The organism is Kribbella steppae (assembly GCF_004342025.1).
Taxonomy (GTDB): domain Bacteria; phylum Actinomycetota; class Actinomycetes; order Propionibacteriales; family Kribbellaceae; genus Kribbella; species Kribbella steppae.
Genome location: NZ_SLWN01000005.1, coordinates 110,523 through 135,984, shown reverse-complemented (window position 1 = coordinate 135,984; position 25,462 = coordinate 110,523). Strand labels below are relative to the sequence as shown.

Annotated in this window: 24 protein-coding genes; 13 read left to right on the top strand and 11 right to left on the bottom strand. The window is 68.7% G+C overall.

What is annotated here, in order from left to right:
* Positions 1-90: 90 nt before the first annotated feature.
* Both EV652_RS15500 and rarD read right to left on the bottom strand, forming a co-directional pair.
* Entirely contained in the window at positions 91-2,163 is a 2,073-nt protein-coding gene (locus EV652_RS15500; protein ID WP_132209832.1) for a PhoX family protein, read from the bottom strand.
* 97 nt (positions 2,164-2,260) lie between these two features.
* On the bottom strand, positions 2,261-3,178 hold the full coding sequence (rarD, locus tag EV652_RS15495) for an EamA family transporter RarD (protein WP_132209831.1): 918 nt from the start codon (positions 3,176-3,178) through the stop codon (positions 2,261-2,263).
* Between the two features lie 141 nt (positions 3,179-3,319).
* Between rarD and EV652_RS15490 the strand changes: the two genes are divergently transcribed.
* Both EV652_RS15490 and EV652_RS15485 read left to right on the top strand, forming a co-directional pair.
* The gene (locus EV652_RS15490; protein ID WP_132209830.1) at positions 3,320-4,072 is read left to right on the top strand and encodes a sugar phosphate isomerase/epimerase family protein; all 753 of its coding nucleotides are present in this window, start codon (positions 3,320-3,322) and stop codon (positions 4,070-4,072) included.
* 139 nt (positions 4,073-4,211) lie between these two features.
* Complete coding sequence (locus EV652_RS15485) at positions 4,212-4,973, top strand: D-Ala-D-Ala carboxypeptidase family metallohydrolase (RefSeq protein WP_242001792.1); 762 nt, start codon at positions 4,212-4,214, stop codon at positions 4,971-4,973.
* On the opposite strand, the gene EV652_RS15480 is transcribed toward EV652_RS15485, so the two are convergent.
* Positions 4,957-5,613, bottom strand: coding sequence for an HAD family hydrolase (locus EV652_RS15480; RefSeq protein ID WP_132209829.1), 657 nt, complete (start codon positions 5,611-5,613; stop codon positions 4,957-4,959). The two genes, EV652_RS15485 and EV652_RS15480, sit on opposite strands and share 17 nt — an antisense overlap.
* Entirely contained in the window at positions 5,610-6,761 is a 1,152-nt protein-coding gene (locus EV652_RS15475; protein ID WP_132209828.1) for an alpha-hydroxy-acid oxidizing protein, read from the bottom strand. Before EV652_RS15475 ends, EV652_RS15480 begins: the two co-directional genes overlap by 4 nt.
* Before the next feature lie 90 nt (positions 6,762-6,851).
* Between EV652_RS15475 and EV652_RS15470 the strand changes: the two genes are divergently transcribed.
* Genes EV652_RS15470 through EV652_RS15460 form a run of 3 tightly spaced genes read left to right on the top strand, consistent with a single transcriptional unit; the run spans position 6,852 to position 9,914 of the window.
* The gene (locus EV652_RS15470) at positions 6,852-8,051 is read left to right on the top strand and encodes an MFS transporter (RefSeq protein ID WP_242001791.1); all 1,200 of its coding nucleotides are present in this window, start codon (positions 6,852-6,854) and stop codon (positions 8,049-8,051) included.
* A 43-nt stretch (positions 8,052-8,094) separates the two neighbouring features.
* The gene (locus EV652_RS15465) at positions 8,095-9,342 is read left to right on the top strand and encodes a DUF445 domain-containing protein (RefSeq protein ID WP_132209826.1); all 1,248 of its coding nucleotides are present in this window, start codon (positions 8,095-8,097) and stop codon (positions 9,340-9,342) included.
* On the top strand, positions 9,339-9,914 hold the full coding sequence (locus tag EV652_RS15460) for a ribonuclease FAU-1 family protein (protein ID WP_132209825.1): 576 nt from the start codon (positions 9,339-9,341) through the stop codon (positions 9,912-9,914). The genes EV652_RS15465 and EV652_RS15460 overlap by 4 nt, the downstream gene beginning before the upstream one ends.
* Positions 9,915-9,935: 21 nt before the next feature.
* Here EV652_RS15460 and EV652_RS15455 read toward each other — a convergent pair whose 3' ends face one another.
* From EV652_RS15455 to EV652_RS15445, 3 genes are all read right to left on the bottom strand, one after another.
* Positions 9,936-10,313, bottom strand: coding sequence for a DUF805 domain-containing protein (locus EV652_RS15455; protein WP_132209824.1), 378 nt, complete (start codon positions 10,311-10,313; stop codon positions 9,936-9,938).
* Between the two features lie 9 nt (positions 10,314-10,322).
* Positions 10,323-10,898, bottom strand: coding sequence for a hypothetical protein (locus tag EV652_RS15450; RefSeq protein WP_132209823.1), 576 nt, complete (start codon positions 10,896-10,898; stop codon positions 10,323-10,325).
* Positions 10,899-10,988: 90 nt separating this feature from the next.
* Positions 10,989-11,948, bottom strand: coding sequence for a GlxA family transcriptional regulator (locus tag EV652_RS15445; RefSeq protein ID WP_132209822.1), 960 nt, complete (start codon positions 11,946-11,948; stop codon positions 10,989-10,991).
* 93 nt (positions 11,949-12,041) lie between these two features.
* On the opposite strand from EV652_RS15445, the gene EV652_RS15440 reads away from it, so the two are divergent.
* Both EV652_RS15440 and EV652_RS15435 read left to right on the top strand, forming a co-directional pair.
* On the top strand, positions 12,042-13,232 hold the full coding sequence (locus EV652_RS15440) for a serine hydrolase domain-containing protein (protein WP_132209821.1): 1,191 nt from the start codon (positions 12,042-12,044) through the stop codon (positions 13,230-13,232).
* Positions 13,213-13,974 (top strand): alpha/beta fold hydrolase, encoded by a 762-nt coding sequence (locus EV652_RS15435; RefSeq protein WP_132209820.1) that lies wholly within the window; start codon positions 13,213-13,215, stop codon positions 13,972-13,974. Before EV652_RS15440 ends, EV652_RS15435 begins: the two co-directional genes overlap by 20 nt.
* On the opposite strand, the gene EV652_RS15430 is transcribed toward EV652_RS15435, so the two are convergent.
* The gene (locus tag EV652_RS15430) at positions 13,967-15,046 is read right to left on the bottom strand and encodes a 2-oxoacid:ferredoxin oxidoreductase subunit beta (protein WP_199238205.1); all 1,080 of its coding nucleotides are present in this window, start codon (positions 15,044-15,046) and stop codon (positions 13,967-13,969) included. The two genes, EV652_RS15435 and EV652_RS15430, sit on opposite strands and share 8 nt — an antisense overlap.
* Positions 15,043-17,037 carry a 2-oxoacid:acceptor oxidoreductase subunit alpha gene (locus tag EV652_RS15425; RefSeq protein WP_242001790.1) on the bottom strand — a complete coding sequence of 665 codons (1,995 nt, stop codon included), beginning with the start codon at positions 17,035-17,037 and terminating at the stop codon, positions 15,043-15,045. Before EV652_RS15425 ends, EV652_RS15430 begins: the two co-directional genes overlap by 4 nt.
* Positions 17,038-17,310: 273 nt before the next feature.
* Between EV652_RS15425 and EV652_RS15420 the strand changes: the two genes are divergently transcribed.
* The 3 genes from EV652_RS15420 to EV652_RS15415 are packed head-to-tail and all read left to right on the top strand — an operon-like array spanning position 17,311 to position 18,541.
* Complete coding sequence (locus tag EV652_RS15420; protein ID WP_242001789.1) at positions 17,311-18,003, top strand: hypothetical protein; 693 nt, start codon at positions 17,311-17,313, stop codon at positions 18,001-18,003.
* Complete coding sequence (locus EV652_RS45285) at positions 18,000-18,149, top strand: hypothetical protein (protein ID WP_242001788.1); 150 nt, start codon at positions 18,000-18,002, stop codon at positions 18,147-18,149. The genes EV652_RS15420 and EV652_RS45285 overlap by 4 nt, the downstream gene beginning before the upstream one ends.
* A gap of 35 nt (positions 18,150-18,184) precedes the next feature.
* On the top strand, positions 18,185-18,541 hold the full coding sequence (locus tag EV652_RS15415) for an NADH-quinone oxidoreductase subunit A (protein WP_132209819.1): 357 nt from the start codon (positions 18,185-18,187) through the stop codon (positions 18,539-18,541).
* A gap of 100 nt (positions 18,542-18,641) precedes the next feature.
* On the opposite strand, the gene EV652_RS15410 is transcribed toward EV652_RS15415, so the two are convergent.
* Positions 18,642-19,541: an ornithine cyclodeaminase family protein gene (locus EV652_RS15410; RefSeq protein WP_132209818.1), complete on the bottom strand. Its 900-nt coding sequence runs from the start codon at positions 19,539-19,541 to the stop codon at positions 18,642-18,644.
* Between the two features lie 43 nt (positions 19,542-19,584).
* On the opposite strand from EV652_RS15410, the gene EV652_RS15405 reads away from it, so the two are divergent.
* The 3 genes from EV652_RS15405 (at position 19,585) to EV652_RS15395 (ending at position 22,363) form a co-directional block, all read left to right on the top strand.
* The gene (locus tag EV652_RS15405) at positions 19,585-20,601 is read left to right on the top strand and encodes a dipeptidase (RefSeq protein WP_132209817.1); all 1,017 of its coding nucleotides are present in this window, start codon (positions 19,585-19,587) and stop codon (positions 20,599-20,601) included.
* A 6-nt stretch (positions 20,602-20,607) separates the two neighbouring features.
* Complete coding sequence (locus EV652_RS15400) at positions 20,608-21,957, top strand: serine hydrolase domain-containing protein (RefSeq protein ID WP_132209816.1); 1,350 nt, start codon at positions 20,608-20,610, stop codon at positions 21,955-21,957.
* A 181-nt stretch (positions 21,958-22,138) separates the two neighbouring features.
* Positions 22,139-22,363, top strand: coding sequence for a hypothetical protein (locus tag EV652_RS15395; protein ID WP_132209815.1), 225 nt, complete (start codon positions 22,139-22,141; stop codon positions 22,361-22,363).
* A 162-nt stretch (positions 22,364-22,525) separates the two neighbouring features.
* Here the strand turns inward: EV652_RS15395 and EV652_RS46015 are convergent, their stop codons facing one another.
* The gene (locus tag EV652_RS46015; protein WP_132209814.1) at positions 22,526-25,441 is read right to left on the bottom strand and encodes a helix-turn-helix transcriptional regulator; all 2,916 of its coding nucleotides are present in this window, start codon (positions 25,439-25,441) and stop codon (positions 22,526-22,528) included.
* Positions 25,442-25,462 lie beyond the last annotated feature (21 nt).

The window sequence follows — 25,462 nt, the reverse complement described above, 5'->3', positions numbered from 1 at the left end:
CGCAGCACCGGGCCTCTCGCGGAAACCTCAACTACCGATGCGGAAACCTCAGCTACCGACTCGGAAACCTCAGCTACCGACTCGGAAACCTCAGCTACCGACGCGGCCGCCGTCACGCCGCCAGACGCAGGCGATCGCCGGACGCGGGTACTTGTGGGTGTGCGGCCAGGTCGAGGTGGGCTTCTCGAAGGTCGCGTCGTCGGTCTCACCCGGGTGCTGAACAGCGACGAACGCGGTCTTGTCGTCCTCCGACACCAACGGGCCGCAGGCCTCCGAAGCGAACGGCACGGACAGGAACTGCTTGACCTGACCGCGGTTCGGGCCGGCCACCGGGACGGTGAAGATGCCGTCGTTGGAGCCGAGCACGTTGCCGTCGGTGGAGATCCACAGGTTGCCGGAGCCGTCGAAGCTGACGTTGTCCGGGCACGAGATCGGGCTCACCTTGGTCTTGTCGAAGCCGCCGAAGTACGTCTCCTGCGCGGCCGGGTCGCCGCAGACCAGGAAGAGCGTCCAGAAGAAGCCGGTCTTGGCCGCGTCATCGCCTTCCTCGCTGAGTTCGAGGATGTACCCGTTCCGGTTGCCGGCCTTTTCGATCAGCGGCCCGTCCAGGGTGTCGCGGGTGTGCGACGTGACGATCGGGTTCGCCTCGTCGGCCGGGAACTTCGCACCCCGGTTGTCGTTGTTCGTCAGCGCGGCGTAGATCCGGCCGTTCACCGGGTTGCGCTCGACGTCCTCGGGCCGGTCCATCCGGGTCGCGCCGACCTTGTCCGCCGCGAACCGGGTGTTGATCAGCACGTCCTGCACGGACATGCCGTCGATGAACGACTTCTTGTCCGTGGTCAGCGGGATCCACTGCCCGACTCCGTCGTACAGGCCGTCCGCCGTGCCGTCGCCGGTGAACTTGGCGACGTACAGGGTGCCCTCGTCGAGCAGGCCGAAGTTCTTCCGCCGGTTGTCGGAGTCGTACTTGCCGGCCGAGACGAACTTGTAGATGTACTCGCCCTTCTCGTCGTCGCCGAGGTACACCGCGATCCGCCCGTCGGCGGTGATCGTGGTGGTCGCACCCTCGTGCTTGAGCCGGGCCAGCATGGTCCGCTTCTTCGGCGCCGCCTTCGGGTCGTACGGGTCGACCTCGACGATCCAGCCGGCCCGGAACACCTCGGTCGCCGTCTTGCTCAGGTCCCACCGCGGGTCGACGGTGCTCCACTCCCGCGCGGACTTGGTCACGGTCGTCGGTACGCCGTACCGCTTGTAGCTGTCCACGTACTCGGCCGGGACGGTCCCGGACACGTCGTAGTACCCGTTGAAGTTCTCCTCGCCGGACAGGATGGTGCCCCACGGGGTGACGCCGCCGGCGCAGTTGCCGAAGGTGCCGTAGGCAACCTTTCCGACCCGCGGGTCGGACGCGGCCGGGCCGGTGACCTCGAACTTGGTGGTGGCGGTGATCCGGCGGTTGTACTTCGAGCCCTGCTTGTCCCGGCGCCACTGGCCGCTGCGGCCGACGCGCTCGATCTGGACGACGGTCATGCCGTGGGCGGCCAGGCCGATGCGAGCGATCGTCTTCTGGTCGTACTTGCCGGTCGGGAACATCAGGTTCTCGTCGGTGTACTCGTGGTTGCAGACGAGCAGTGCCTTCCGGTCGTCGCGGAGCGGCACGATCATCGTGTAGTCGTTGTTGTAGCCGAACTGCTTGGCCTGCGCCTCGGGCGTCTGCTTGTACGCGTCGAACGTCGGCGCGCCGGACTCGACCGGGTCGCCCCAGCCGATGATGACGCCCTGCTCGTAGCCGTGCGGGATGACGATGTCGTCCTTGCGGTTCGGCGGTACGACGCTATGCGTCAGCGCACCATGCTTGCCGAAGCCGGGGAAGGCGCCGTTACCGCTCTCGCCGCCGGAGCCGGCACCGACCGGTTGGTCGGCGGCCGCGGGGGTCAGGTTGGCCGCGAGCGCGCCGACTCCGGCGGCCGCGACTCCGGCTGCGCCGACCTTGAGGACGTTGCGGCGCGAGAACGCGGACCGCATCACGGTCTGGATGTGCTCGTTGCCGGAGGTGTTCGGCTCCGGGTGGTCACACTGGTTGGCGCACTTGAGTTCGCAGGTGCGGAAGCTTCGGGACCCGTGGCGGGTGCCGATCTGGCTGATCAGCGGCAGGAACTTGGTCACGCCCGGGACCCTAGGGAGGCCAGGCGGTAACTGAGTGAAGGTCAGGTGAACGTCATAAGGCTTAGGTTGCCCTCAGTAGCAAGGAGAAATCGAACAGTCACACTGCGGAGGCGGTCATCGCGGCCCGTTCGAGCGACTGGATCCGGCGCCGGTGCGCCATCGTGTCCCAGGTGAAGATCGCCAGCGCGAACCACACCAGCCCGAAGCCTGCCCACCGCATCGGCGACATCGCCTCGTGGAACAGCAGCACCGCGAGCGCGAACTGCATGCTCGGCGTGATGTAGTTCAGCAGCCCGAGCGTCGTCATCGACACCCGGGTCGAGGCCGCGCCGAACAGCATCAGCGGGACCGACGTGATCGGCCCGGCCAGCAGCAGCACGATCAGGTACCAGACGCCGTTGTCCGCGACCGTCGACTGCCCCTGCGCACCCAGTACGACGATTGCCGCGAGCGCGACCGGTGCGACGGTGGCGGTCTCGATCGCCATCCCCTCGATCGCCCCGGCGCCGGCCTGCTTCTTCGCCAGCCCGTACAGCCCGAACGAGAAGGTCAGGATGAGCGCGACCCAAGGCGGCCGGCCGTTCTCGATCGTCAGTCCGATCACCGCGACGAAGGCGATCGCGAGCGCGGCCCACTGCACCGTCCGCAGGCGCTCCTTGAGCACCAGGACGCCGAGCAGCACGGTGAAGAGCGGCGTGATGAAGTAACCGAGGGACGTCTCCACGATCCGGTTGTTCTGCACGCCCCAGATGTAGGTGCCCCAGTTCACCGAGATCAGCACCGCCGCCGCGATCAATCGCCACCGCCGCCGCGGGTCCCGCAGGACCGCCTTCACCCGGCCGAACTTCCGCAGTACGACGACCAGCAGGGCGATCGTCACCATCGACCAGAGGACCCGGTGGGCCAGCACCTCGATCGCGCCGGAGCGGTCCAGCAGCTTCCAGTAGAGCGGGAACAGACCCCAGACCAGGTACGCGGAAAGGCCGTAGACGAAGCCTCTCCGCTGTTCTGGCACGCTGCTCAGCCTAATCCTTCGACAGCCGCATCTGACTATTTTGCTCATGACGTGAGACGGCCCGTTGTCCACCGGCGGCCGCACCACCTGGCGGGCTGGTGTGATGCGGTTGGATGGAGGGGTGAACACGAGGAGGCACGCGTGGCTGTGAGGACCGGTCTGGTCTCGGTGACGTTCCGCCAGTTGCCAGCCGACGAGGTGGTTGAGGTTGCGGCCGGTGCGGGGTTGGCGGCGATCGAGTGGGGTGGCGACGTCCATGTGCCGCTCGGGAATCTGGCGACCGCCAAGCGGGTGAAGGCGCTGTGCGAGGACCGCGGGCTGGCGATCGCGGCGTACGGCTCCTATCTGCGCGCCGGCAGTGTGGACCGCGAGGAGATGCGCTCCGCCGTCGCCACGGCCGAGGCGCTCGGCGCCCCCCGGATCCGCGTGTGGGCGGGCAACGTCAGTACGGCGGAAGCCGGGGTGGGGGACCGGATGGCGGTCACCCGTGGGCTGGCCGAGCTGGCCGACGTGGCAGCCAGTGCCGGCATCGAGATCGCGATGGAGTTCCACCGCAATACGCTGACCGACGAGGTCGACTCGACGATCACGTTGCTGCTCGACGTCGGTGCGCCGAACCTCAAGACCTACTGGCAGCCGCCGGTCGACCTGAGTGACGCCCAGTGTCTCGAGCAACTCGAGGCCCTGATGCCCTGGCTGACCACTGTCCACGTCTTCTCCTGGTGGCCGTCGAACACCCGGCTCCCACTCTCCGGTCGCGAGTCGTTGTGGCGCCCGGTCCTCAGCCGCCTCGCCGCCGAGGACCGGGAGATCAACGCCCTCCTGGAGTTCGTCGCCGACGACTCCCCGGACCGCTTCGCCAAGGACGCCGCCGACCTCCACTCCTGGATCTAGACCGGCACGTACAGCGCCAGGATCGGCGTGCCCTTCGTGGCCTTGCCCTCGGAGAAAAGTTCCGCCGAACTCTGGCCAACCGGTGGATACTGCCGCGATGCTGGCTCGGACAGGTCCTTCACCGCCCCGGAGGTGTCCGATGTCCCAGATCTTCAGCAAGCCTCTTCCCAGAATCCTGGCCATCCTGGCGTTGTTCGCCGCGATGCTCGCCGCGACCGTGACAACCCAGGTGGTCACCGCGACCAAGGCCCACGCCGACGGCTGTTACACCTGGGGTCGCACCCTCTCCCAAGGCGCCAGCGGGGAGGACGTGCGCCAACTGCAGATCCGGGTGGCCGGTTGGCCCGGGTACGGCGGTCACCTGGCGACCGACGGTGCCTTCGGGCCGGCCACCAAGGCGGCTGTGCAGCGGTTCCAGTCGGCGTACGGGCTGGGAGCCGACGGCATCGCCGGGCCGGCCACGTTCAGCAAGATCTACGAACTGCAGGACGACGACTGCACGCCGATCCACTTCACCTACGCCGAGCTGGACGACGGTTGCGGCGGCTCCGGGTTCGACGGCGGGCCGCTCAGTGAGGCGGCGACGAAGGCGAATGCGTTGCAGACCATGTGGCAGCTCGAGGCGATGCGGCACGCACTCGGCGACCAGCCGCTGAACGTCAGCAGCGGGTTCCGCAGCATCCCGTGCAACAACGCGGTCGGCGGCGCGAGCAACAGCCAGCACCTGTACGGCCGGTCGGCCGACCTGGTGGGTGTGCACTCGCTGTGCACCTTGGCCAAGCAGGCCCGCAACCACGGCTTCGGCGGCATCTTCGGTCCGGGCTACCCGGGCCACAACGACCACACGCACGCGGACATCAGAACGAGCAACGTCTGGGATGCGCCTAACTGCGGGATCTGACCAGGTCCAGAAGGGTGATTCCGGCGGCCCGGTCGAGGTGATGGGCGGTCAGCCCAGCCTTCCGGGCCGCCAGGACGTCCAGTTCGAGGTTGTCGCCGATCATCACGGTGTCAGCCGGCTCGACGCCGAGGGCGCTGCAGGTCTGTAGATAGGCCTGCGGATCCGGCTTGCTGACGCCGAGGGACTCCGAGGTGCAGACGACGTCGACCAGGTCGGCCAGCCCGATCGCGGCCAGCTTGGCGTTCTGCTGCGTCGTGCTCCCGTTCGTCAGCACACCGACCTCGAGGCCATTGCTGCGGGCAACTTCCAGGGCGGGTCGCGCGTCCGGGTAGGCAGCCCAGCTTGCCTCGTAGTGGCGCAGGTACCCGGTGTAGAGCTGATCGAGGTCCTCGTCGAGCTCTGGCACCGGATGCCCGAGCAGCGGCAGGAAATCGCGCAGTCGCCCGCGCCGTTGCCCCTGATGAGTGACGACACCGTTCAGCCACTGATTGAAGTTGCGCTCCTCGATCACGAACCACTGCGCGACCAACGCGTCGGACGCCGTACCGCCAAGCTCTGGCAGCCAACTGCGGACCGCGGCAGCGGCCGACTCGGTGTGATCGAAGAGCGTGTTGTCGAGGTCGAAGACGACCGCCTTCATGCCCGGACCAACGAGTCGCGGTTCAGTTCGCGATGATTCGCGTACCCGGACAGGGCCAGGGTGAGATCGAGCTCGGCCAGGAAACACCGCAGGACATGCTCGACACCCGCCTGACCGGCCAGCGCGAGACCGTACATCAACGGCCGCCCGAGCAGCACCGCCTTCGCGCCGAGTGCGAGCGCCTTCGCCGCATCCGCGCCGGTGCGAACACCCGAATCGAACAGCACGGTCAGTTGCTCGCCCACCGCCTCGGCGATCGCGGGCAACGCGTCCAGCGACGCGATCGCGCCGTCGACCTGGCGGCCGCCGTGATTCGACACGACGATGCCGTCGACACCGTTCTCGGCCGCGAGCTTGGCGTCGTCGACCGACGTGATCCCCTTGAGCACGATCGGCGCGTCCCAGTTGTCCCGCAGGAACGACAGTTCGTCCCAGCTCAGCCCGACGTTCGGGAACATCTGCGCCCAGTGCATCACCGCCGCGGCCGGGTCCTCCGCGACCGGCTTGACCAGCTTCGCCTGGAAGGCCGGGTCACTGAAGTAGTTCGCCAGCCCTTCGCCCTTGAGGAACGGCAGGAACCCGCGGTCCAGATCGGCCGGTCGCCAGCCGAGTGTCCCGGTGTCGAGGGTGACGACCAGAACGCCGTACCCGCCGGCCTTCGCGCGCTGCAGGAAGCTCAGGCAGACGTCGCGATCGGTCGGCCAGTAGAGCTGGTACCACTTGCTGCTCGCCTCGATCTGCTCGAACGCGTGGCTCGCCTGCGTCGAGTGTGTGTAGGTCAACCCGAGTGCGTCCGCGGCCCGTGCGGTCGCCAGTTCGCCGTCGGGGTGGGCCAGTGTCTGTACGCCGATCGGCGCGATCAGCACCGGCGCCGGCATCGGCGTACCGAGGATCGTGCAGGACAGGTCTCGCTCGGTGCTGCCCCGGAGCATCCGCGGCACCAACCGCCAGCGATCGAACGCGGCCAGGTTCGCCCTCGCGGTCGCACCGCTGCCGGCGCTCGGCACGATGTACCCCATGGCCTCGGCCGACAACTTCCCGGCCGCTTGGGACTCCAGCCGGCCCAGATCGGTGGTGATCTCCGGCCTGGTTCCTTGCAACATGCCCTGCAGGTAGATGCCCAGCTGGTGGTCGCCAAAATTGCCCATGCCGGATGCTCCCACGGCCATCTCCCGACCTCAACGGTGACGTGGTCTGCCTGCTCGTGGCGGGTCTGCTGGTCAATGCGACAATCAGGTGTGACCGCCTCAGTAACTCCTGACAGCAGGACCACCGCGCGGCACGTCGGACTCGCGTTGTTCGCGCTGGCGACCGGTGGATTCGCGATCGGGACCACCGAGTTCGTCACGATGGGACTGCTGCCGCAGATCGCCGACGGGGTGGACATCTCGATCCCCACCGCCGGTCACCTCATCTCGGCGTACGCGATCGGTGTCGTGGTTGGTGCGCCGGTGATCGCCGCGCTGGGCGCGCGGACCGGGCGGAAGCGCCTGCTGCTCGGGCTGATGGCGGTCTTCGTGCTCGGCAACGTGTTGTCGGCCGTTGCCTCCAGCTACGAGTTCCTGATGGCCGCGCGGTTCCTGACCGGCGTACCGCACGGTGCGTTCTTCGGGATCGGCGCGGTGGTCGGCGCCTCGCTGGTGCCGGTCAACCGGCGGGCCTGGGCGGTCTCGATGAGCATGGTCGGCCTGCCGGTGTCCAACATCATCGGGGTGCCGGTGGCCACGCTGCTGGGGCAGAAATTCGGCTGGCAGGCGGCGTTCCTGGCGGTCGGCGGACTCGGACTGCTGACGCTTGTGGCGGTCTGGTTCTGGATCACGCCGCAGCCGGTCGGCAGTGACGTCAACGTCCGCAGCGAACTGAGCGCGCTGGCCCGGCCGCAGGTGTGGATGGCGCTGCTGATCGGCATGGTCGGGTTCGGCGGCATGTTCGCGACGTACTCCTACATCGCCCCGACGATGACGGAACTGGCCGGTTTCTCCGCGGCCGCGGTCACCATCGTGCTGGCCGTGTACGGCGTCGGCATGACGTGTGGCACCGTCGTCGGCGGCCGCCTCGCCGACCGGTCCGTGATGGGGAGCCTGTACGGCGGCCTGATCGCGATCGCCATCGTGCTCGGGTCGTTCGGGTGGCTCGCGCAGGCCAGGCCGACCGCGTTGATCGCGGTGTTCGCGATGGGATTCTCGGCGAGCATCCTGGTCCCGGCGCTGCAGACCCGGCTGATGGATGTCGCGCACGAAGGTCAGTCGCTGGCCGCCTCGCTCAACCACTCGACGCTGAACATCGCGAACGCCCTCGGCGCCTGGCTCGGCAGCGTCGTACTGGCCGCCGGCTACGGCTACGAATGGCCGAGCCGGCTCGGCGCCGGCCTCGCCATAGCCGGCCTGATCCTCGCGCTGATCTCCGGACTGATGGATCGCCGGGGACGACTCAGGTAGTCACCTGAGGGCGTGATCACCGGCGACTTGGTTAGATCGGGGTATGGCGACATTGACCTTGAGCGCCGCCGACGAGGTTCGGCGGCGCGGGCTGCGGCAGATGCGGTTGGTGGCGTTGTCGTTGCTGGTGCTCGCGGCGGTGGTCTATCTGATCACCCTGCACCGCGACGGTGGCTGGGGGTATCTGAACGCGGCGGCCGAGGCCGCGATGGTCGGTGCGCTGGCGGACTGGTTCGCGGTGACCGCGTTGTTCCGCAGACCGCTCGGGCTGCCGATCCCGCATACCGCGATCGTGCCGACCCGCAAGGACAGCCTGGCCGAGAGCCTGGAGCAGTTCGTCACCGAGAACTTCCTGTCCGAGGAAGTGGTGGCGGAGAAGATGCGGACCGCCGAGGTGAGCCGCCGGGCCGGTGAGTGGCTTGCCACCGGCAACCATGCCGAGCGGATCGTGGCCGAGGGCGCGCGGACCATCGGCGCGGCGTTGCCGAGGCTGGGCGACGAGGATGTGACCGCCTTCGTGCAGGGGTCGCTGCTGCCGCGGTTCGTGAAGGAGCCGCTGAGCCCGATCGCCGGCCACTTCCTGCAGTCGGTCGTCGACGACGGCGCACACCATGCGTTGTTCGACCTGCTGATGGTCGAGGCGCACGACTGGCTGCGCGACAACCGGGAGTTGCTGGCCGAGGTCGTCGGCCCGCGGGCGCCGCGCTGGTCGCCGCACTGGGTCGACCGGCTGGTCATCGACCGAATCCATCGCGAGGCGCTGGCATGGCTGGCCGACGTGCGGGACAACCCGACGCATGCGGCCCGGATGGCGGTCGACCGGCTGCTCACTCAGCTCGCCGACGACCTGCAGCACGACCCGGAGATGATGGACCGGTTCGAGACGTTCAAGGCCCGGATGCTGACGCACCCGGACATGGGGTCCAGTCTCACTGCGGTGTGGGACGCCGTCAGGACCGCGCTGATCGAGTCGATCGGCGACCCCGAAAGTACGCTGCGAGTCCGTGCGACCCAGGCCCTGCAGGACCTGGGCAAACGACTCCAGACCGACGATGCGCTGCGGGCGAAGGTGGACGCCCGCGCGGCCGAGGCGGTCGGGTACGTCATCCGCACGTACGGCAGCGAGATCGTCTCGGTCATCTCCGACACCATCGAACGCTGGGACGGTCGCGAGGCCGCTGCCCGGATCGAGCTGCACGTCGGCCGCGACCTCCAGTTCATCCGCATCAACGGCACTGTCGTCGGCGCCCTGGTCGGCCTGATCATCCACACCGTGAGCGACCTGCTGTGACTCCTCCGACGACCTTCGTCCGGAAGCGCAAACGCCCCACGGGATGTGGACTCTGGCCGACGTACCAGCTGGGGACGGACGAATACGGCACCTGGCTCTTCACGCCTCAGCACTCCCGACACCGCGACGGCGACGGCGCCTTCTGCGAGGTCGCCCAGACAAGCCCGGGCGGGCCGGGTGAACACGCGCTGCATCTCGTACCGCGCGACGGCTGGTGGTTCGCAACCTGGCGGCCGAGCGGGGTTCTGGTCGCGGACGTGAGCACGCCCCCGGTGCTGATCGGCAACGAGTGGACGTACGTCGACCTCGAACTCGACCCGTACTCCCGCCCGGACGGAAGCATCGGCACCATGGACTGGGACGACCTGGCCGAGGCCCGCCGGAACGGTCTGATCGACGACACCGAACACGAGGCCGCCGTCGCGGCCTCACGAACCCTGGAAGACCACTTCACCCACGCCACAGAACCCTTCGGCCCGCACGGTTGGGACCGCCTGAAGGCGGCGATCGCCCTGGGTCTTCCGCCCCTGACCGACTTCGGGGAACAACCGGTGGACGTGGCACCGCTCTGACGTTGCGTTCTTCGGTGTCGGTCATGAGAGCTCGCTCGCTGTGGGGTTCTGGCCGTGCGGGTTGGGGCCGGGGGTGCCGGGTTGGGCGGCGAAGATGACGAGGACGATCGGGCCGATGACGGGCACGAGGTTGAGGAACCACCACCAGCCGCTGCGGTTGGTGTCGTGCAGCCGGCGGACCAGGACGGCGATGCTCGGGATCAGTACGGCGAGCCACCACAGTGCCTGCAGGATGCCGAACGTCGACCGGTCGCCCCAGGTCAGGTCGAGTGCGGTGTCGATCAGGCGCAGTACGCCGGAGACGAGGACCGCGAACAGGACGAAGAACCAGTACTCCTTGCGCCGGGACCGCCCGCTGAAGACGGCGTACTTCTTCAGTGCAGTGATGAACCAGGTCATGCGATCTCCTCAGGCTGCGGCTGCGATCAGGAGGGAAGTGCCGACCGCTAGATCAATCACGCCGCAGTACTCGGACCACGGGCGGTTGACGATCTTGTTCACGCGGAAGTGGTAGGCGTCCCACGCGCCGTGGCACAGCCAGCCGAGGCCGGCCAGGACGATCGCCGTCGTCGACTCAGTTGCGACCACCAGCACGGTGATCGCCCCGAAGAACACCATCCCGGCGGTCTCCAGCGAGAACGTCGACTCGGTGAACCTGCGCCGAGCGACGACCCACAACCACAGCACGACCAGCACCGCCGCCATCCCGATGCCGGGTTCGACCGACCACACCTCCGCCACGGCCAGCGTGTGGAACACGGACGCCACCACACTCAGTACGGCGAACGCGACCCAGGCCGTCCACGGCCGCCCGATCGCGTACGCCATCAGGTAGATCCCGGCCATCGTCGCGACCGCCGGCCCGAAGAACTCGGCCTCACGATCCGTCCCGATGATCAGCACGAGTGCACCGGCGATGGTGACCAGGGCCAGCGCGGTCGGCCACCGGGCGGCCAGGCCGCGAGGCGCTGCCGTGTTCGTCATGGGCCGATCCTGCGGAACACCGGCGGCCGAGGTGTCTGCCGACGGCCTATCGCGTCCGGATCCGTGCGGAAGCTTGCCGGATTCCTGCGGTCAGCTGGCCCGTTCCCGGCGGTACGTCGACGGAGGTACGCCGTACCGATCGAGGAACGCCTGGCGCAGCGACTCGGTCGATCCGAAGCCGCACTGCCGCGCGACCGCCGCGAGTGGAAGCTCGGCCGACACCACCAGATGTGCGGCCGCCTCGGTCCGGACACCGCGCACGTACTGCGCCGGCGTCTGCTCCACGTGGGTCAGGAACAACCGCGACAGGTGCCGCTCGCTGACGCCGGCGAACCGGGCCAGTGCCGGCGTACTCAGGTCGGTGTTGAGGTGGCTGTGGATGTGGTCGCGAATGCGGCGGACCAGCAGATCGCCGCTCAGCCGGGTCGCCACGAACATGCTCATCTGCGACTGCCCGCCCGGCCGTTGCAGGTACGCGACCGTCCCCATCGCGACCCCGCGGGCCAGCGCCTCGCCGTGATCCTCCTCGATGAACGACAGCGTCAGATCCAGTGCACTCGTGACACCACCTGACGTCGCGACGTGCCCGTCCCTGATGTAGATCGGGTCGGCGTCGACCTGGACATCCGGGTAGTTGGCGGCGAGTTGATCGGCATACATCCAGTGCGTGGTCACCCGCCGGCCGTTCAGCAGGCCGGCCTCCGCCAGCACGGTCGCACCCGTGCACGCCGACGTGACCCGACGGGACAGCGCGGCAAGCCGTCGTACGTGACCGACCAACCCGCGATCCGTTGCGGCCTTCTCGTGCCCGAGCCCGCCTGACACCAGCAACGTGTCAAACGGCTCCTTGAACCGCTCGAGTGCTTCATCGGCCTGCAACCGCAGACCCGAGTCACACGTGATCGCGCGTCCGCCCAAGGTCAGCAGCACAACCCGGTACGGCGGACTCGCACCGATCCGATTGGCAATATCCAGACACGACGTCACACACGCGATGTCCAGCAGTTCGACACCGTCGTACGCCACCACCAGGACCACCCGGTCGTTCACCCCGACAAGTTAACCCGCCGGCCAAGGAAACGGTGCCTGTAACATCTGCAACAGATGATCTACATTTTGAAATGAACGTTACGAGGAGGCTGGATGTGGTCGACCGCTGGGCCTGAAGAGGTCGGGATGTCCTCGCTCGGGATGACGCGGGTGTCGGAGCTGGTACGGCGGTATGTCGCGGCGGGGCGCTACTCGGGCGCGGTGACCGTGGTGGCGCGGCGGGACCGGGTGGTGCTGTTCGACACGTGTGGGTCGATGGACGCCGAGCGCGGGATCGCGATGCGGCCGGACACCATTTTCCGGATCTACTCGATGACGAAGCCGATCGTGAGCCTCGGGCTGATGCAGCTCTACGAAGAGGGGTTGTTCCAGCTGAACGACCCGGTCGTGAAGTACCTGCCCGCACTCGGCCGCCCGAAGGTCTACGGCGCGGGGGAGTCCACGCGGGAGATGACGGTGCGGGACCTGTTGATGCACACCTCGGGACTAGCGGCGCCGTACGGCAAGCATCCGGTCAGCCAGCTCTACCAGGAGGCCGGGCTGACCTGGATGGACTCGGACGAGCCCTTGTCGGAGCTGCCCGCGCGGCTGGCGGAGCTGCCGTTGCAGGCCGATCCGGGAACCCGATGGATCTACGGCATCTCCACCGACCTGGTCGGCCTGTTGTGCGAGGTGATCAGCGGGCTGCCGCTGGACAGCTATCTGCGGGAGCGGATCTTCGATCCACTGGGCATGGCGGACACCGGATTTTCGGTGCCTGAGGCAAATATCGGCCGGCTGGCCGCGAGTTATGCGTTCGCCGACGGAGGCTTCACGCTCGCCGACGATCCGCGGACCAGCGCGTACACCCGGCCCCGAACGTTCCTGTCGGGTGTCGCCGGGCTGGTCTCGACCGCCGGGGACTACCTGCGGTTCGGCCGGATGCTGGCCGGCGGCGGTTCGCTCGACGGTATCCGGGTCATCGGGTCGCGGACGCTGCGGTTCATGACCGCCAACCATCTGCCGGACGGTCGCGACCTGGCGTCGATGGCCGACTTCGGCGGGGAGACGCGCCGCGAGGGACAGGGGTTCGGCCTGGGGTTCGGGGTGTTGCTGGATCCGGTCGTGGCCCAGACCATCGGCACACCCGGCGAGTACTTCTGGGGTGGCGCCGCCTCGACTGCGTTCTTCGTCTCCCCGGCCGACGAACTCATCGTCATCTTCCTGACCCAGCTGCGTCCGTCCTCCAGTTACCCCATCCGCCGCGAGCTGCGAGCCGCTGTCTATGGCGCACTTGTCGACTGACGACGGCTACCAACTCTGGACCGAGGTCACCGGTGACGGCCCGCCCGTCGTCCTGGTCCACGGCGGGCCTGGGTGGTGGGACGTCTTCCAAGATCTCGCGCTGCCTGGGTTCAGGCTTCATCGGTGGGACCAGCGAGGCTGCGGTCGGTCGGATCGCCGCGGGCCCTACACCCTCGAACGCTTCGTCGCCGACCTCGAGACAGTCCGCCAGAGCACCGGCCACGCGAAGGTCGTGCTCATGGGTCACTCGTGGGGTGCGGCACTGGCTCTCCAGTACGCCGGGGTGCACCTCGACCACATCAGTCGCCTGGTCCTGGTATCGAGCACCGGTCTCGACGGACCACCATCGTCGTACCGCCGACGCGTCGCCGAGATCCTCGCCCGCGAACCCTCCGACGATCCCTGGATCGCCCGTATTTCAACGGGTTTCGCCGATCGGTCGACAGCCCTGGACCACGCCAACCGCCTCAACACCCCACGCTTCGAACCCAACCAGCTCTGTGCCGACGCACTGCTCGCCGCCCTCCGCGCCGTGCCGGATCGGGCCGAGGCCTGCCGCCGGATCGCCGGACCGACCCTGCTCATCCACGGCGCCGAGGATCTGCGTCCACCGGCCGTCACGGACAGCCTGCTGAAGGCGCTGCCGAACGCAGAACGGGTAGTGCTCGACGGTGTCGCGCACTACCCGTGGATCGAAGACCCGGACGGCTTTCAGAAAGCCGTCCAAGCCTTTGTTAGTTGACTGTCCAGGTGTCTGCGCCGGTGACGAGCGCCTGGAGGTCGCCGGTGCCCTGGGCTTCCTGGGCGGTGGTGATCTGCTGGCGGACCATGTCGTCGTACGCCGGCCGGTCGACCGAGCGGAAGACGCCGATCGGGGCGCGGTGCAGGACGCCGGCATCGGTCAGCCGGGACAGGGCGAACGCGTACGCCGGGTCGTCGGTGTGGGCGTCGTGGACGACCAGGTCGGCCTCGCCGTTCGGGAGGTCGGCGACCTCCTTGACGGCGAGCGACGCGAAACCGTCGCGGACCACGCCGAGGCGGCCGTCCGTGCCGAACCGGATCGGTTGGCCGTGCACCAGCGGGATGATCGCGTCGTCCCGGGTCTCCGGGTCCTTGAACGCCTCGAACGCGTTGTCGTTGAAGATCGGGCAGTTCTGGTAGATCTCCACGAACGCCGTCCCCCGGTGCTCCGCGGCCTCGCGCAGTACCGACGTCAGGTGCTTGCGGTCGGAGTCCACCGTCCGGGCCACGAACGTCGCTTCCGCGCCGAGCGCCAGCGAGACCGGGTTGAACGGGTTGTCCACCGAGCCCATCGGCGTCGACTTGGTCACCTTGCCCGGCTCCGAGGTCGGCGAGTACTGACCCTTGGTCAGGCCGTAGATCCGGTTGTTGAACAGCAGGATCTTCATGTTCACGTTCCGCCGCAGCGTGTGGATCAGGTGGTTGCCGCCGATCGACAGCGCGTCGCCGTCACCGGTCACCACCCAGACGCTCAGGTCCGGACGGGCCACCGCCAGACCGGTCGCGATCGCCGGCGCGCGGCCGTGGATCGAGTGCATGCCGTACGTCGACAGGTAGTACGGGAACCGCGACGAGCAGCCGATCCCGGACACCATCGCCACGTTCTCCCGCTTGATCCCGAGCTCCGGCAGGAACCCCTGGAAAGCGGCCAGGACGGCGTAGTCCCCGCAGCCCGGGCACCAGCGGACCTCCTGGTCCGACACGTACTCCTTGCGGTTCTGCGGCTCGGTCGCGGCCGGTACGCCGCGCAGGCCTCCGGGCAGACCCGGCAGGCCGAGATCGACAGTACTCATCGCGCTCCCTCCTGGTGGTGCAACTGGCCGTTGGGTCGGCCGTTCGCCTCGGTGTGCAGCGCTTCGCCATGCGTCAGGCTGGCCGCGGCCTCGCCGAGGTGGCGGGCGTCGTCGTCGATGCCCTCGGTCTCCTCGACCAGGTTGCCGATCACTTCGGCCAGTTCCGCGGCGCCGAGCGGCATGCCCCTGACCTGCGCGTACGAGACCACGTCGACCAGGTACTTGGCCCGCAGCAGCATCGCCAGCTGGCCGAGGTTCATCTCCGGCACGAGGACCTTGTCGTAGGACCTCAGTACTTCGCCCAGGTTCGACGGGAACGGGTTCAGGTGCCGCAGGTGAGCCTGCGCGACCTTGCCGCCGACCTTGCGGACCCGGCGGCAGCCGGCGCCGATCGGGCCGTAGGTGCTGCCCCAGCCGAGGACGAGCACCTTCGCGTCATCGTCCGGGTCGTCCACTTCGAGCGGCGGGACGGTGATCCCGTCCACCTTCGCCTGCCGGGTGCGGATCATCAGGTCGTGGTTGGCCGGGGCGTAGGAGATGTTGCCGGTCTTGTCCTCCTTCTCCAGACCGCCGATCCGGTGGTCCAGTCCCGCCGTACCCGGGATCGCCCAGGCACGGGCCAGGGTCTCCGGGTCGCGCAGGTAGGGGAGGTACGTCGGCTCACCCTTGTCGTTGGTGGCGTTCGGCTCGAGGGTGAAGTCCGGGTCGATCGTCGGCAGGTCCTCGACCACCGGGATCTGCCACGGCTCGGAGCCATTGGCCAGATAGCCGTCGGACAGCACGATCACCGGCGTCCGGTAGGTGACCGCGATCCGGGCCGCCTCGATCGCGATCGCGAAGCAGTCCGCGGGGGACTGGGCCGCGAGCACCGGCAGCGGGGCCTCGCCGTTGCGGCCGAACATCACCTGCAGCAGGTCGGCCTGCTCGGTCTTGGTCGGCATCCCGGTCGAGGGGCCGGCGCGCTGGATGTCGCAGACCACCAGCGGCAGCTCGAGCATCACGCCGAGGCCGATGGTCTCGGACTTCAGGCTGATGCCCGGACCGGACGACGTGGTCACGCCGAGCGCACCGCCGAACGAGGCGCCGAGCGCAGCACCGACACCGGCGATCTCGTCCTCGGCCTGGACCGTGGTGACGTTGAACCGCTTGAGCTTGGACAACTCGTGCAGCACGTCGGAGGCCGGAGTGATCGGGTAGGCGCCGAGGACCAGCGGCAGACCGGCGCGCTGGGCGCCCGCCACCAGGCCGTACGCCAGCGCGAGGTTGCCGGAGATGTTCCGGTAGGTACCGGTGGCCATCCTGGCCGGCTTCACCTCGTACCGGACCGAGAACTCCTCGGCCGTCTCGCCGAAGTTGTAGCCCGCGCGGAACGCCGCGATGTTGGCGTCGCGGATGTCCGGCTTGGAGGCGAACTTGGTCTCCAGGAACGTGATCGTCGACTCGACCGGTCGCTGGAACAGCCAGGACACCAGGCCGAGGGCGTACATGTTCTTCGCCCGCGACGCGTCCTTGCGGGACAGCCCGAACTCCTTGACCGACTCCACCGTCATGCCGGTCAGGTTCAGCGGTACGACGTGGTAGCCGTCGAGCTCACCGGTCTCCAGCGGGTTCTCGTCGTACCCGATCCGCTTCAGGTTGCGGGCGGTGAAGTCGGCGGTGTCGACGATCAGGGTGGCGCCGCGCGGCACGTCGCGCAGGTTCGCCTTGAGGGCGGCCGGGTTCATCGCGATCAGCACATCCGGCGCATCACCTGGCGTCAGGATGTCGTGGTCGGCGAAATGCAGCTGGAACGACGACACGCCCGGCAGCGTTCCGGCTGGTGCCCGGATCTCTGCTGGGAAGTTCGGCAACGTCGACAGGTCATTGCCGAACGACGCCGTTTCCGCTGTGAACCTGTCCCCCGTGAGTTGCATCCCGTCACCGGAGTCGCCGGCGAAGCGGATCACCACGCGGTCGAGCTGCTTGACCTCGATGGTCACTGTTCTGTTCATCTCCAAGTCGAAGCTTGGGCCGGCCGGCCGCTTCGTGGGCGACAGGTCGATCCCCCCAGTCAGGGCGATAACCCCAATATTAGTTCGCCCTTAGAACAGAACCATGCGGAAGCCCCGGTGGTCCACAGCCTGGGACACGGGTGTTAGTGGCTGGACGTCGTCGGGTACGACGAAATCCTCCAGTGTCACACTCCGCAGCGGCTCGCTTGCGATCCGGAGTGAGAAACGGCAGGGTGTCGCCATCAAGTTGTGATCCACCTGCTGGGAGCTCCCATGGGCCGTCGCCCTGTGCATGTTGTCGGGCGTGTCATTGTCGGACTGTTGGCGCTGGCGCTGACCGGATGCGCCGCCCCGGCGGCACCCGCGGACAGTGCGCTGAGTCTCGGCAGTACGGCGGCCGCCGCACCGGTTGCGCTCACGGCATCGGCCACCGCAGCGGCACGGACGGCGAAGATCTACAGCATCCGGACCACGGACGCGACCAAGGGCGTGATCACGGTGATCGGCACGTTGTCGCCGGCGCCGAAGACGGGCACCCGGATCCCGCTGCACCAGTGGATCCCGTCCGCACGCCGGTGGCAGGAGGTCGCCCACGGGTACTCGTCCGGCACCAGCGTCACCATCAAGACGGTGCAGCCCGGATCGGTCCGGACCTACCGGATCGCGGTCGGGCCACAAGCGCCGTACGCAGCTGCCATCTCGCCGATGATCAGCTTCAAGCACTACGTCTGGCGCGGCATCTTCAAGAAGGGGCTGCTCGCGACGGGTGGGAATGCCACGCCGCAGTTCAACATCGTTCCGCCGAAGGAAGGGCCGCGGCGGGCTGAGGCGGATCTGCTGGCGGACAAGGGCGGGTACGTCTGGGGCGAGGTCAACTCGACCGGCTGCAGCTTCGTGCGGAACTGGCTGGGCAACCTGACCGACGGGACTGTACGCACGTCGCTGCACAACGGACGACGGCGATGACGTCGGTGCTGCAGAAGCAGGAGACCGAGACCTCGCTCAACTACAAGATCCTCGGCGTCACCCGGCTGCGGTTGCAGGTCGCCGACGTCCGCTCCGGCTACGGCCCGTACGTCGCGGTCGACTCGATTCTGCTCTGTACGAACTAAGCCTCGATCCGTGGATCGAGGCTAGGCTGCTGTCCGTGTCGGAGAGCTATGGCGTCATCGCGGCGGTCGTCGTCCTGGGCCTGGCCGGTCTGCTCGGCGCGTTCGCGCTGAACAAGGCGCTCACCGTCACCTATCCGACCGAGGGCAAGCTCAAGACCTACGAGTCCGGTGTCGACCCGGTGGGTGAGGGCTGGGCCCAGGTCCACATCCGGTACTACCTGTTCGCGTACCTCTACGTGATCTTCGCCGTGGACGCGATCTACCTCTTCCCCTGGGCCACCGTCTTCGCCGCCCTGGGCTTCGCCACGCTGATCGAGATGTTCATCTTCCTCGCCTTCGTCGCGGTCGGCCTCCTCTACGCCTACCGCAAGGACGTCCTCCGCTGGACCTGAGCGGACCGCCGGCCCATCACATGTGACGCGGCGGGTCGCGTCCACGCTCGCGCCGGACGCGCGGACGCGATTGTGATGGTGTGGCGGTCCGCCATCCCACCTAGGCCTTCGCGAGGGCGGCGGCGATGGCCCAGTCCTGGGGGCCGATGCCGACGGACTTGAAGACGGTGCGGCCGGTGGGTTCCAACGGTTGTGACAGTGCGGGGCCGAGTTCCAGCAAGTCCTCCGTGCTGAGGGCGCCCGAGGTCACTGCGTCGATGATCTCGCCGGATTCCTCCAGGGCGGCTTCCCGCTGGTCGACTATGACGATGGACGCGGTGGTGAGGAGGTCGCGGGGGAGTTCGCGCATGGTGGGGCGGAAGGCGCCGATGGCGTTGACGTGGACGCGTTCCGGGAGCGCGTCGGCCTCGAAGAGTGGGGTGGACGACGAGGTCGCGCAGCACACGATGTCGGCATCGGCGATCGCGTCGTCGACGGACGTGCTGGGCGTGAACTTCACGTCCGGGAACTCGGCGGTCAGTGACGTGCTCAGGGCCGCGGCGCGATCGGCCGAGCGGCCGGTGACGGTCACTGCGGCAATGCGTCGTACGGCGAGAACCGCGCGGACCTGGTCGGGAGCCTGAGCACCTGTCCCGATCAGCGTGAGCCGGGACGCGTCGGCCGGAGCGAGTAGATCGGTGGCGACCCCGACGACCGCGCCGGTCCGCAAGGTGGTGATCGAGCTGCCGTCGGCGACGAGCTGTTCACCGCCGCCGGTCCAGATCACCGTGGCCCGGATCGCCGGCACCTGATCGAGCGCGATGCCGATCTTCTTCACCACCGCGGTCCCGGACGGCGAGTGGTACGCCGACATCACCAGAACCGTCCCGTCCCCGAAGATCTGCCGCGCGGGCAACACGAAATTCCCAGCGGCCAGCTCCCGGAACGCATCCCGTACGGCGTCGATAGCAGCACTCATCGAGACGATACGGCGGACATCGGCAGCCGACAGAACTCTCACCGACCCGAGGCTACTCTGGACCCCGGCCGACTGAGGGGGCTCGATGGACGACCTGCACCGGGACACATTGGTCGCGGACGCGCACAACGACTTGCTGATGCTCGTGGCGCGGAGGCCGAAGGAAACGTGGGCGGCGTACTTCCGTGAGCGGTGGATCCCGCAGTTGGTTGCGGGCGGGATCGATGTCCAGGTGCTGCCGGTGTTCATCGACGACGAGTTCCGGCCGGAAGGGGCGCTGCGCGAGACGCTGCGGATGATCGAGGCCGCGCACCAGATCGCCGACCACAACGCCGACCAGGTCGTGCTCTGTACGACGGCCGACGACCTGACCACGGCCACCGAGGCCGGCCAGATCGCGCTGGTGCTGGCGCTCGAGGGCTGTCCGCAGATCGACAACGACCTCGAGCTCCTGCAGACCCTGCACCGGCTCGGCGTCCGGATGGTCTCCTTCACGCACTTCGGCCGCAGCGCGCTCGGCGACGGATCGGGTGAGGACGCCACCGGCAGCAGGCTCACCCACGCCGGCGTCGAAGCGGTCGGTCTGCTGGAGGAGCTCGGCGTCCTGGTCGACGTCTCGCACGTCGGCCGCGCCGGCGTCGAGCACATCCTCGAGCTGGCGACCAAGCCGGTCGTCGCCTCGCATTCCAGCGCGTTCGCCTTGCGCGAGCACCACCGCAACCTCACCGACGAGCAGGTGCGCGGGATCGCCGCGACCGGCGGTGTCGTCTGCGTGAACTTCTTCGCCGGCTTCCTCACCGAGGCCGAGAAGCCGACCGTCGATCACCTGGCCGACCACATCGAGCACCTCGTCGACGTCGCTGGTGAGGATCACGTCGGGCTGGGCAGCGACTTCGTCGCCGAAGTGTTCGCCGAGAAGATCCCAGCCTGCGACCGGCCGCTGATCATCCAGGGCCTGGACGCCGAGCTGTTCGTCCCCGGTCTGGGAGGACCGGCCGGGATGCCGCTGGTCACCGAAGCCCTGCTCCGCCGAGGATTGCCTGAGGCAACCATCCGCAAGGTCCTCGGCACGAACCTGATCCGCGTCCTGTCGAAGGAGTGACACACCGTGCAAACCTGGCTCGACGAAACCCTCGCTCGCCTGATCGGGAAGTACGACGTACCGGCCGCATCGATCGCGGTGTTCGCCGACGGGGAGGTGAGCGCGGCGGCGGCCGGGGTGCTCAACCTGAACACCGGTGTCGAGGCGACCACCGACTCGATCTTCCAGGTCGGCTCGATCACCAAACTGTGGACGACGACGCTGATCATGCAGTTGGTCGCCGAGGGCAAGGTCGACCTCGACCGGCCGGTGCGCGACTACCTGCCCGAGTTCAAGCTGGCCGACGAGGGCGCGGCCGCCGCCGTCACACCGCGGCACCTGCTGACCCACACCGGCGGTTTCTCCGGTGACGCGTTCACGCCGACCTCCCGCGGTGACGACGGGGTCGAGCTGTACGTCCGCGACGTCGTCCCCGGGCTCGCGCAGGAGGTCCCGCTGGGTGCCGGGTTCTCCTACAACAATGCCGGGTTCGTCATCCTCGGCCGGATCGCCGAAGTACTGCGGGGAAAGCCGTACCACGAGCTGCTGCGCGAGCACATCGTCGAACCGCTGGAGCTGAAGCACGTGGCGACGATCCCGGACGAGGCGCTGCTCTACCGCGCCGCGCACGGGCATGTGTCGCCGAAGCCGGGTGCGCCGCTGCAGGCCGCGCCGATCTGGAGTCTCGTGCATGCGATGGCGCCGGCCGGGGCGCTGCTGGCGATGAGCGCCTGCGACCTGATCGCCTTCGGCCGGGCCTATCTGGACGCGACGCTGCTCGACCGGCCGGCCATCGACAGCTTGTGGGAGCCGCAGGTCGACGTACCGCCGACGGGTGGATTCCCTGAGCACCTGGGGCTCGGCTGGATGATCTTCAGCGCTGAGGGCGGCCCGCTCTACGGTCACGACGGCGGGACGATCGGACAGTCCGCGTACTTCCGGCTGGTCCCGGCCAAGGGCGTCGCGGTCGCGCTGCTCACCAACGGGGGCGACACCCCGGCCCTGTACGACGAACTGGTCGGCCACGTGCTGCGGGAGACCGCCGGAGTCGAACTGCCGAAACGGCCGGAGCCGCCGTCGGAGCCGGCCGAGATCTCCCCGGAGCTCGTCACCGGACGGTACGACGGTGTCCTGATGAGCGCGACGGTCAGCGTGGAGGACGGCGAGTTCTGGGTGCTGGACGAGGCCACGAGCGAGACGGCGAAGGTGCTGCTGCCGGAGCCGCGCCGGACCCGGTACGTCCCGCTGGACGAGTCCCGGCTGATCGCGGCCGAGCCGGAACGCGGGGTGCACGAGGTGATCGCGTTCCGTGAACCCATCGATGGGCGGGCGGCATACATCTTTCGGGGCGGTCGGCTCACCCCTCGCAGTGACTGAGAGTAGTTTTCTCCCAGGCGGCCGGATCGTTGCCCGGTCACCCTTTGTGATTGCATTTGGCAACAAAACGCACGAAGTTTCCCGCCGAAATAACGGAATGCGTACACACCGTCGCCAATCGCTGAGAACGCAGCTATGGTGATTACTCGGGGACACGGGGTGAGTACAGGGCGGTGAGGCTATGGCGTGGCAACTCTGGGTGGTGATCGCGCTGATCGCGACCGGGGTCGTGATACTGGCTGTGACCAGAATGCGGCACGCTCAGCACGTGTTCACCGACATCACCCGGCTGGACGATCCGACGGAGAGCGGTCTCTCCAGTGACGACATCGCCCGCGCCAGAGCACGAGCCACGGCCCGCCAGGCCGAGGCAGAGGCCAGTCTTCGCCGCCGCGGCCACGGCTGACCCGGCGACAGACCCAAGACGCCCGGGCCCCACACCCGGGTTCCGCCCACACCGCTCGCTCATGTTCGGCGGACACGCACAGCGCCGAACATGAGCGACGCGGGAGGGGCGACATCCAGCAGCCCTGATCGGTCCAGCGGACCGATCAGGGCCGCCGGCTGATCAGTCGAGGAGGCCGTCGCGGCGGGCGACTGCGGCCGCCTCCGTCCGCGACCGGACGCCGAGCTTGGCCAGGATGTTCGAGACGTGCACGCTGACCGTCTTCTCGCTGATGTACAGCTCCCGAGCCAGCTGCCGATTGGTACGCCCCTCGGCCAGCAACGCGAGCACCTCGTTCTCCCGGGACGTCAGGCTGCCTGCCCCACCGCCGGCCTCCACGCCGCCGCTCTCGTCCAGCAACGGCTTCGACGCCAGCTCACGACCCACCTCGGCAGCCAGTGCCGCCTGCTCGTTCGCCTCCGCGACACGGCCGGCAGCCCGCAGCGCGGCCGACAACCGCACCCGCGACCACGCCTGCTCGAAGGTGTAGCCGTACCCGAACGCGTCCACCGTCCGCTCCCACACCGACACGTGGTCCTCCGGCGTCGGCGGATCGATCCCGGCCAGCCACCGCAGCCGCTCCCACTCCGCCTCCAGCCGCGCCAGCCACGCCAGACCCTCGACACCCATCAGTCGCCCGGGCGGCAGACCCTTCTCAGCCGTTGCGTGACCGGCCGCGAGCAACTCCGCGCCCTTGGCCACCAGCTCCGCAGCGGCCGACGGCTCGCCGACAGCCCGGTGACACAACACCTGCAGCCCGAGCGTCGAGAACCGGATCCGCGCCATGAACCACTCGGCCTGGAACACGTCCGCACACAGCGCGGACACATCGGCGATCAGTTTCTCCGCGTCCGCGGGCTGGTCCAGCTGCCGGTAGGCGTCCACGGCCGGCTGCAGACCGATGATCGGCAGCATCACGTCCAGATCCCACCACTTGCGCAGCCGCTCCAGCTCCTCCGCGACCGAGGTGTCACCGCGCCCACCCCGGACGGCGAACTCCACCGCCCGCAGCGCCGCCGCGGAAGCGTTCGGCGTCATCGAGTCCGTCCGGACGGTCGCTGCGGCCTCGTCCCACTCGCCCAGGACGAATTGGGTCAGCCCGAGCATCCGTCGCGCGTCGAACCCGTACACGGCCCATTGCCGGCCGAGCTCGCCGGCGCGCTTCATCGCGAGCGCCAGTGCCGCCTTCGCGTTCTGCAGGTCGCCCTGCTCGTAGTGCGTCGAGCCGAGCAGGAACCGGCTCCGCACCTCCGCCGAGGCGTCTCCCGCCAACTGCGCCCGGACGGCGGCCTCCTCGAGCTGTCGCACCGCTCCGATCGGGTCACCGGCCCGCCGCCGGAGCACGGCCAGGGTGATCCCGGCGTCGCCCATCGCGGCCTCCTGACCGGCCTCTCGGGCGATCTCCAGCGCGCGCAGCGCCCACCGCTCGGCCTCCATCGGCCGGCCCATCGCATCCGAGACCCGGGCATAGAGCGACGCGACGTGCGCCTTGAACACGCTGGCCGGCTCGTCGTTGACCAGCTTGAGCGCCTGCGAGATCGCCTCGTTGGCTTCCTTGTCCTGGTCGATGATCAGCGCGATCTCGGCCAGCGGCAGCAGCAGTTGAGCCCGCCGCAGCTTCGGCGCGTCCGCGGGCAGCTCGGCGAGCGCCTTGCGGAGGATCTTCAGCGCCCGCAGGTGCTGCGAGGACAGCGTCGCCGCGGTCGCGGTCTGCACGATCAGCCAGGTCTTGTCGATGCTGCTCTCGGGCGCCCTGTTCGGGAACAGCTCCAGGGCCAGCTCGTAGTGCTTCAGCGCTTCCTGCGGCGCGGCGACCGAGATGGCCTCCTCGCCGGCCCGGACTCGCGCGTCGAAGGCTTCGGCCAGGTTGTGCGACCGGGTGGCGTGCCCGGCGAGCTCAGCCGCCGTACCCGCGACGGTCTGGTCCTTCAGCGCCTGCACGTACGCCGCGTGCTGCCGGACCCGCTCGCCTGGCAGCAGATCGTCGTACACCGCCTCGGCCAGCAGTGCGTGCCGGAAGTAGTAGCGATCACTGGTCGGTACGTCGATGATGTGCGCGTCGATGAGCTCACGCAGCGCCACGTCGAGCTCACGCTCGGGCAGTCCGGCCACGGCGCTCAGCAGATTGTGCGGCACCCGGCGCCCGGCCACGGCGATCACCCGGGCCACCTGGCGTGCGTCGTCGGACAGCGGGTCGAGCCGGACCAGGAGAAGATCGGCCAGATCCGGCGGTACGGCCTCGCCGTCGCCCATCGAGGCCGCGGCGACCAGCTCCTCGGTGAAGAACGCGTTCCCGCCGGCGCGCTCGAGGATGCGTCGTACCTCGGATTCCGGCAGCGGCTCGGTCAGCAGGGAGCTGAGGAGGGTGCGGGACTCGTCGGCGTCCAGGGGCAGCAGGTTGACCCGGCGCACCCGGGGATTGCGGGACCACTCGGCGATCGGGCGGCGCAGCGGGTGCCGGCGGTGCAGGTCGTCGCTGCGGTAGGAGACGACCAGGGTCAGGCGTTGTGAGGTCAGCCGGGTGATCAGGAAACCGATCAGGTCCCGGGTCGAGTCGTCGGCCCAGTGCGCGTCCTCGACGATCACCAGCAGCGGCTCGCTGGTGGACAGCGCGGTGAACGCGCCCAGGACGGCGTCGAACAGGGCGCCCCGATCCAGCTGGCCCTCCTGCGGCACAGGCTGGGCGCCGATCAGGCGGTGGGTGGGCAGCAGCCGGCCGATCGCGGGGAAGTTGGTCAGCACGCTCTCGACCAGGTCGGGCCGGTCACCGGCCAGCCGGCCGAAGATCTCCGTGAACGGCAGGTACGGCAGGCCGGCGTCGCCGAAATCGGTGCAGTGCCCGACCAGGACGCCGAAACCGCGCTCGTGCGCACCGGTGGCCACCTCGTCCAGCAGCCGGGTCTTGCCGACGCCGGCGTCACCCGACAGCAGGACGGCGCCGGCGCGACGCGTCCTGGCGTCGTCGACGGCGCTGAGCAGGGCGGCCATCTCGGCAGAGCGGCCGACGAGAGGTGTCGTAGTCCAGGGCACGTCGTCCATCTTCGCCCCTGAAGCCGACAC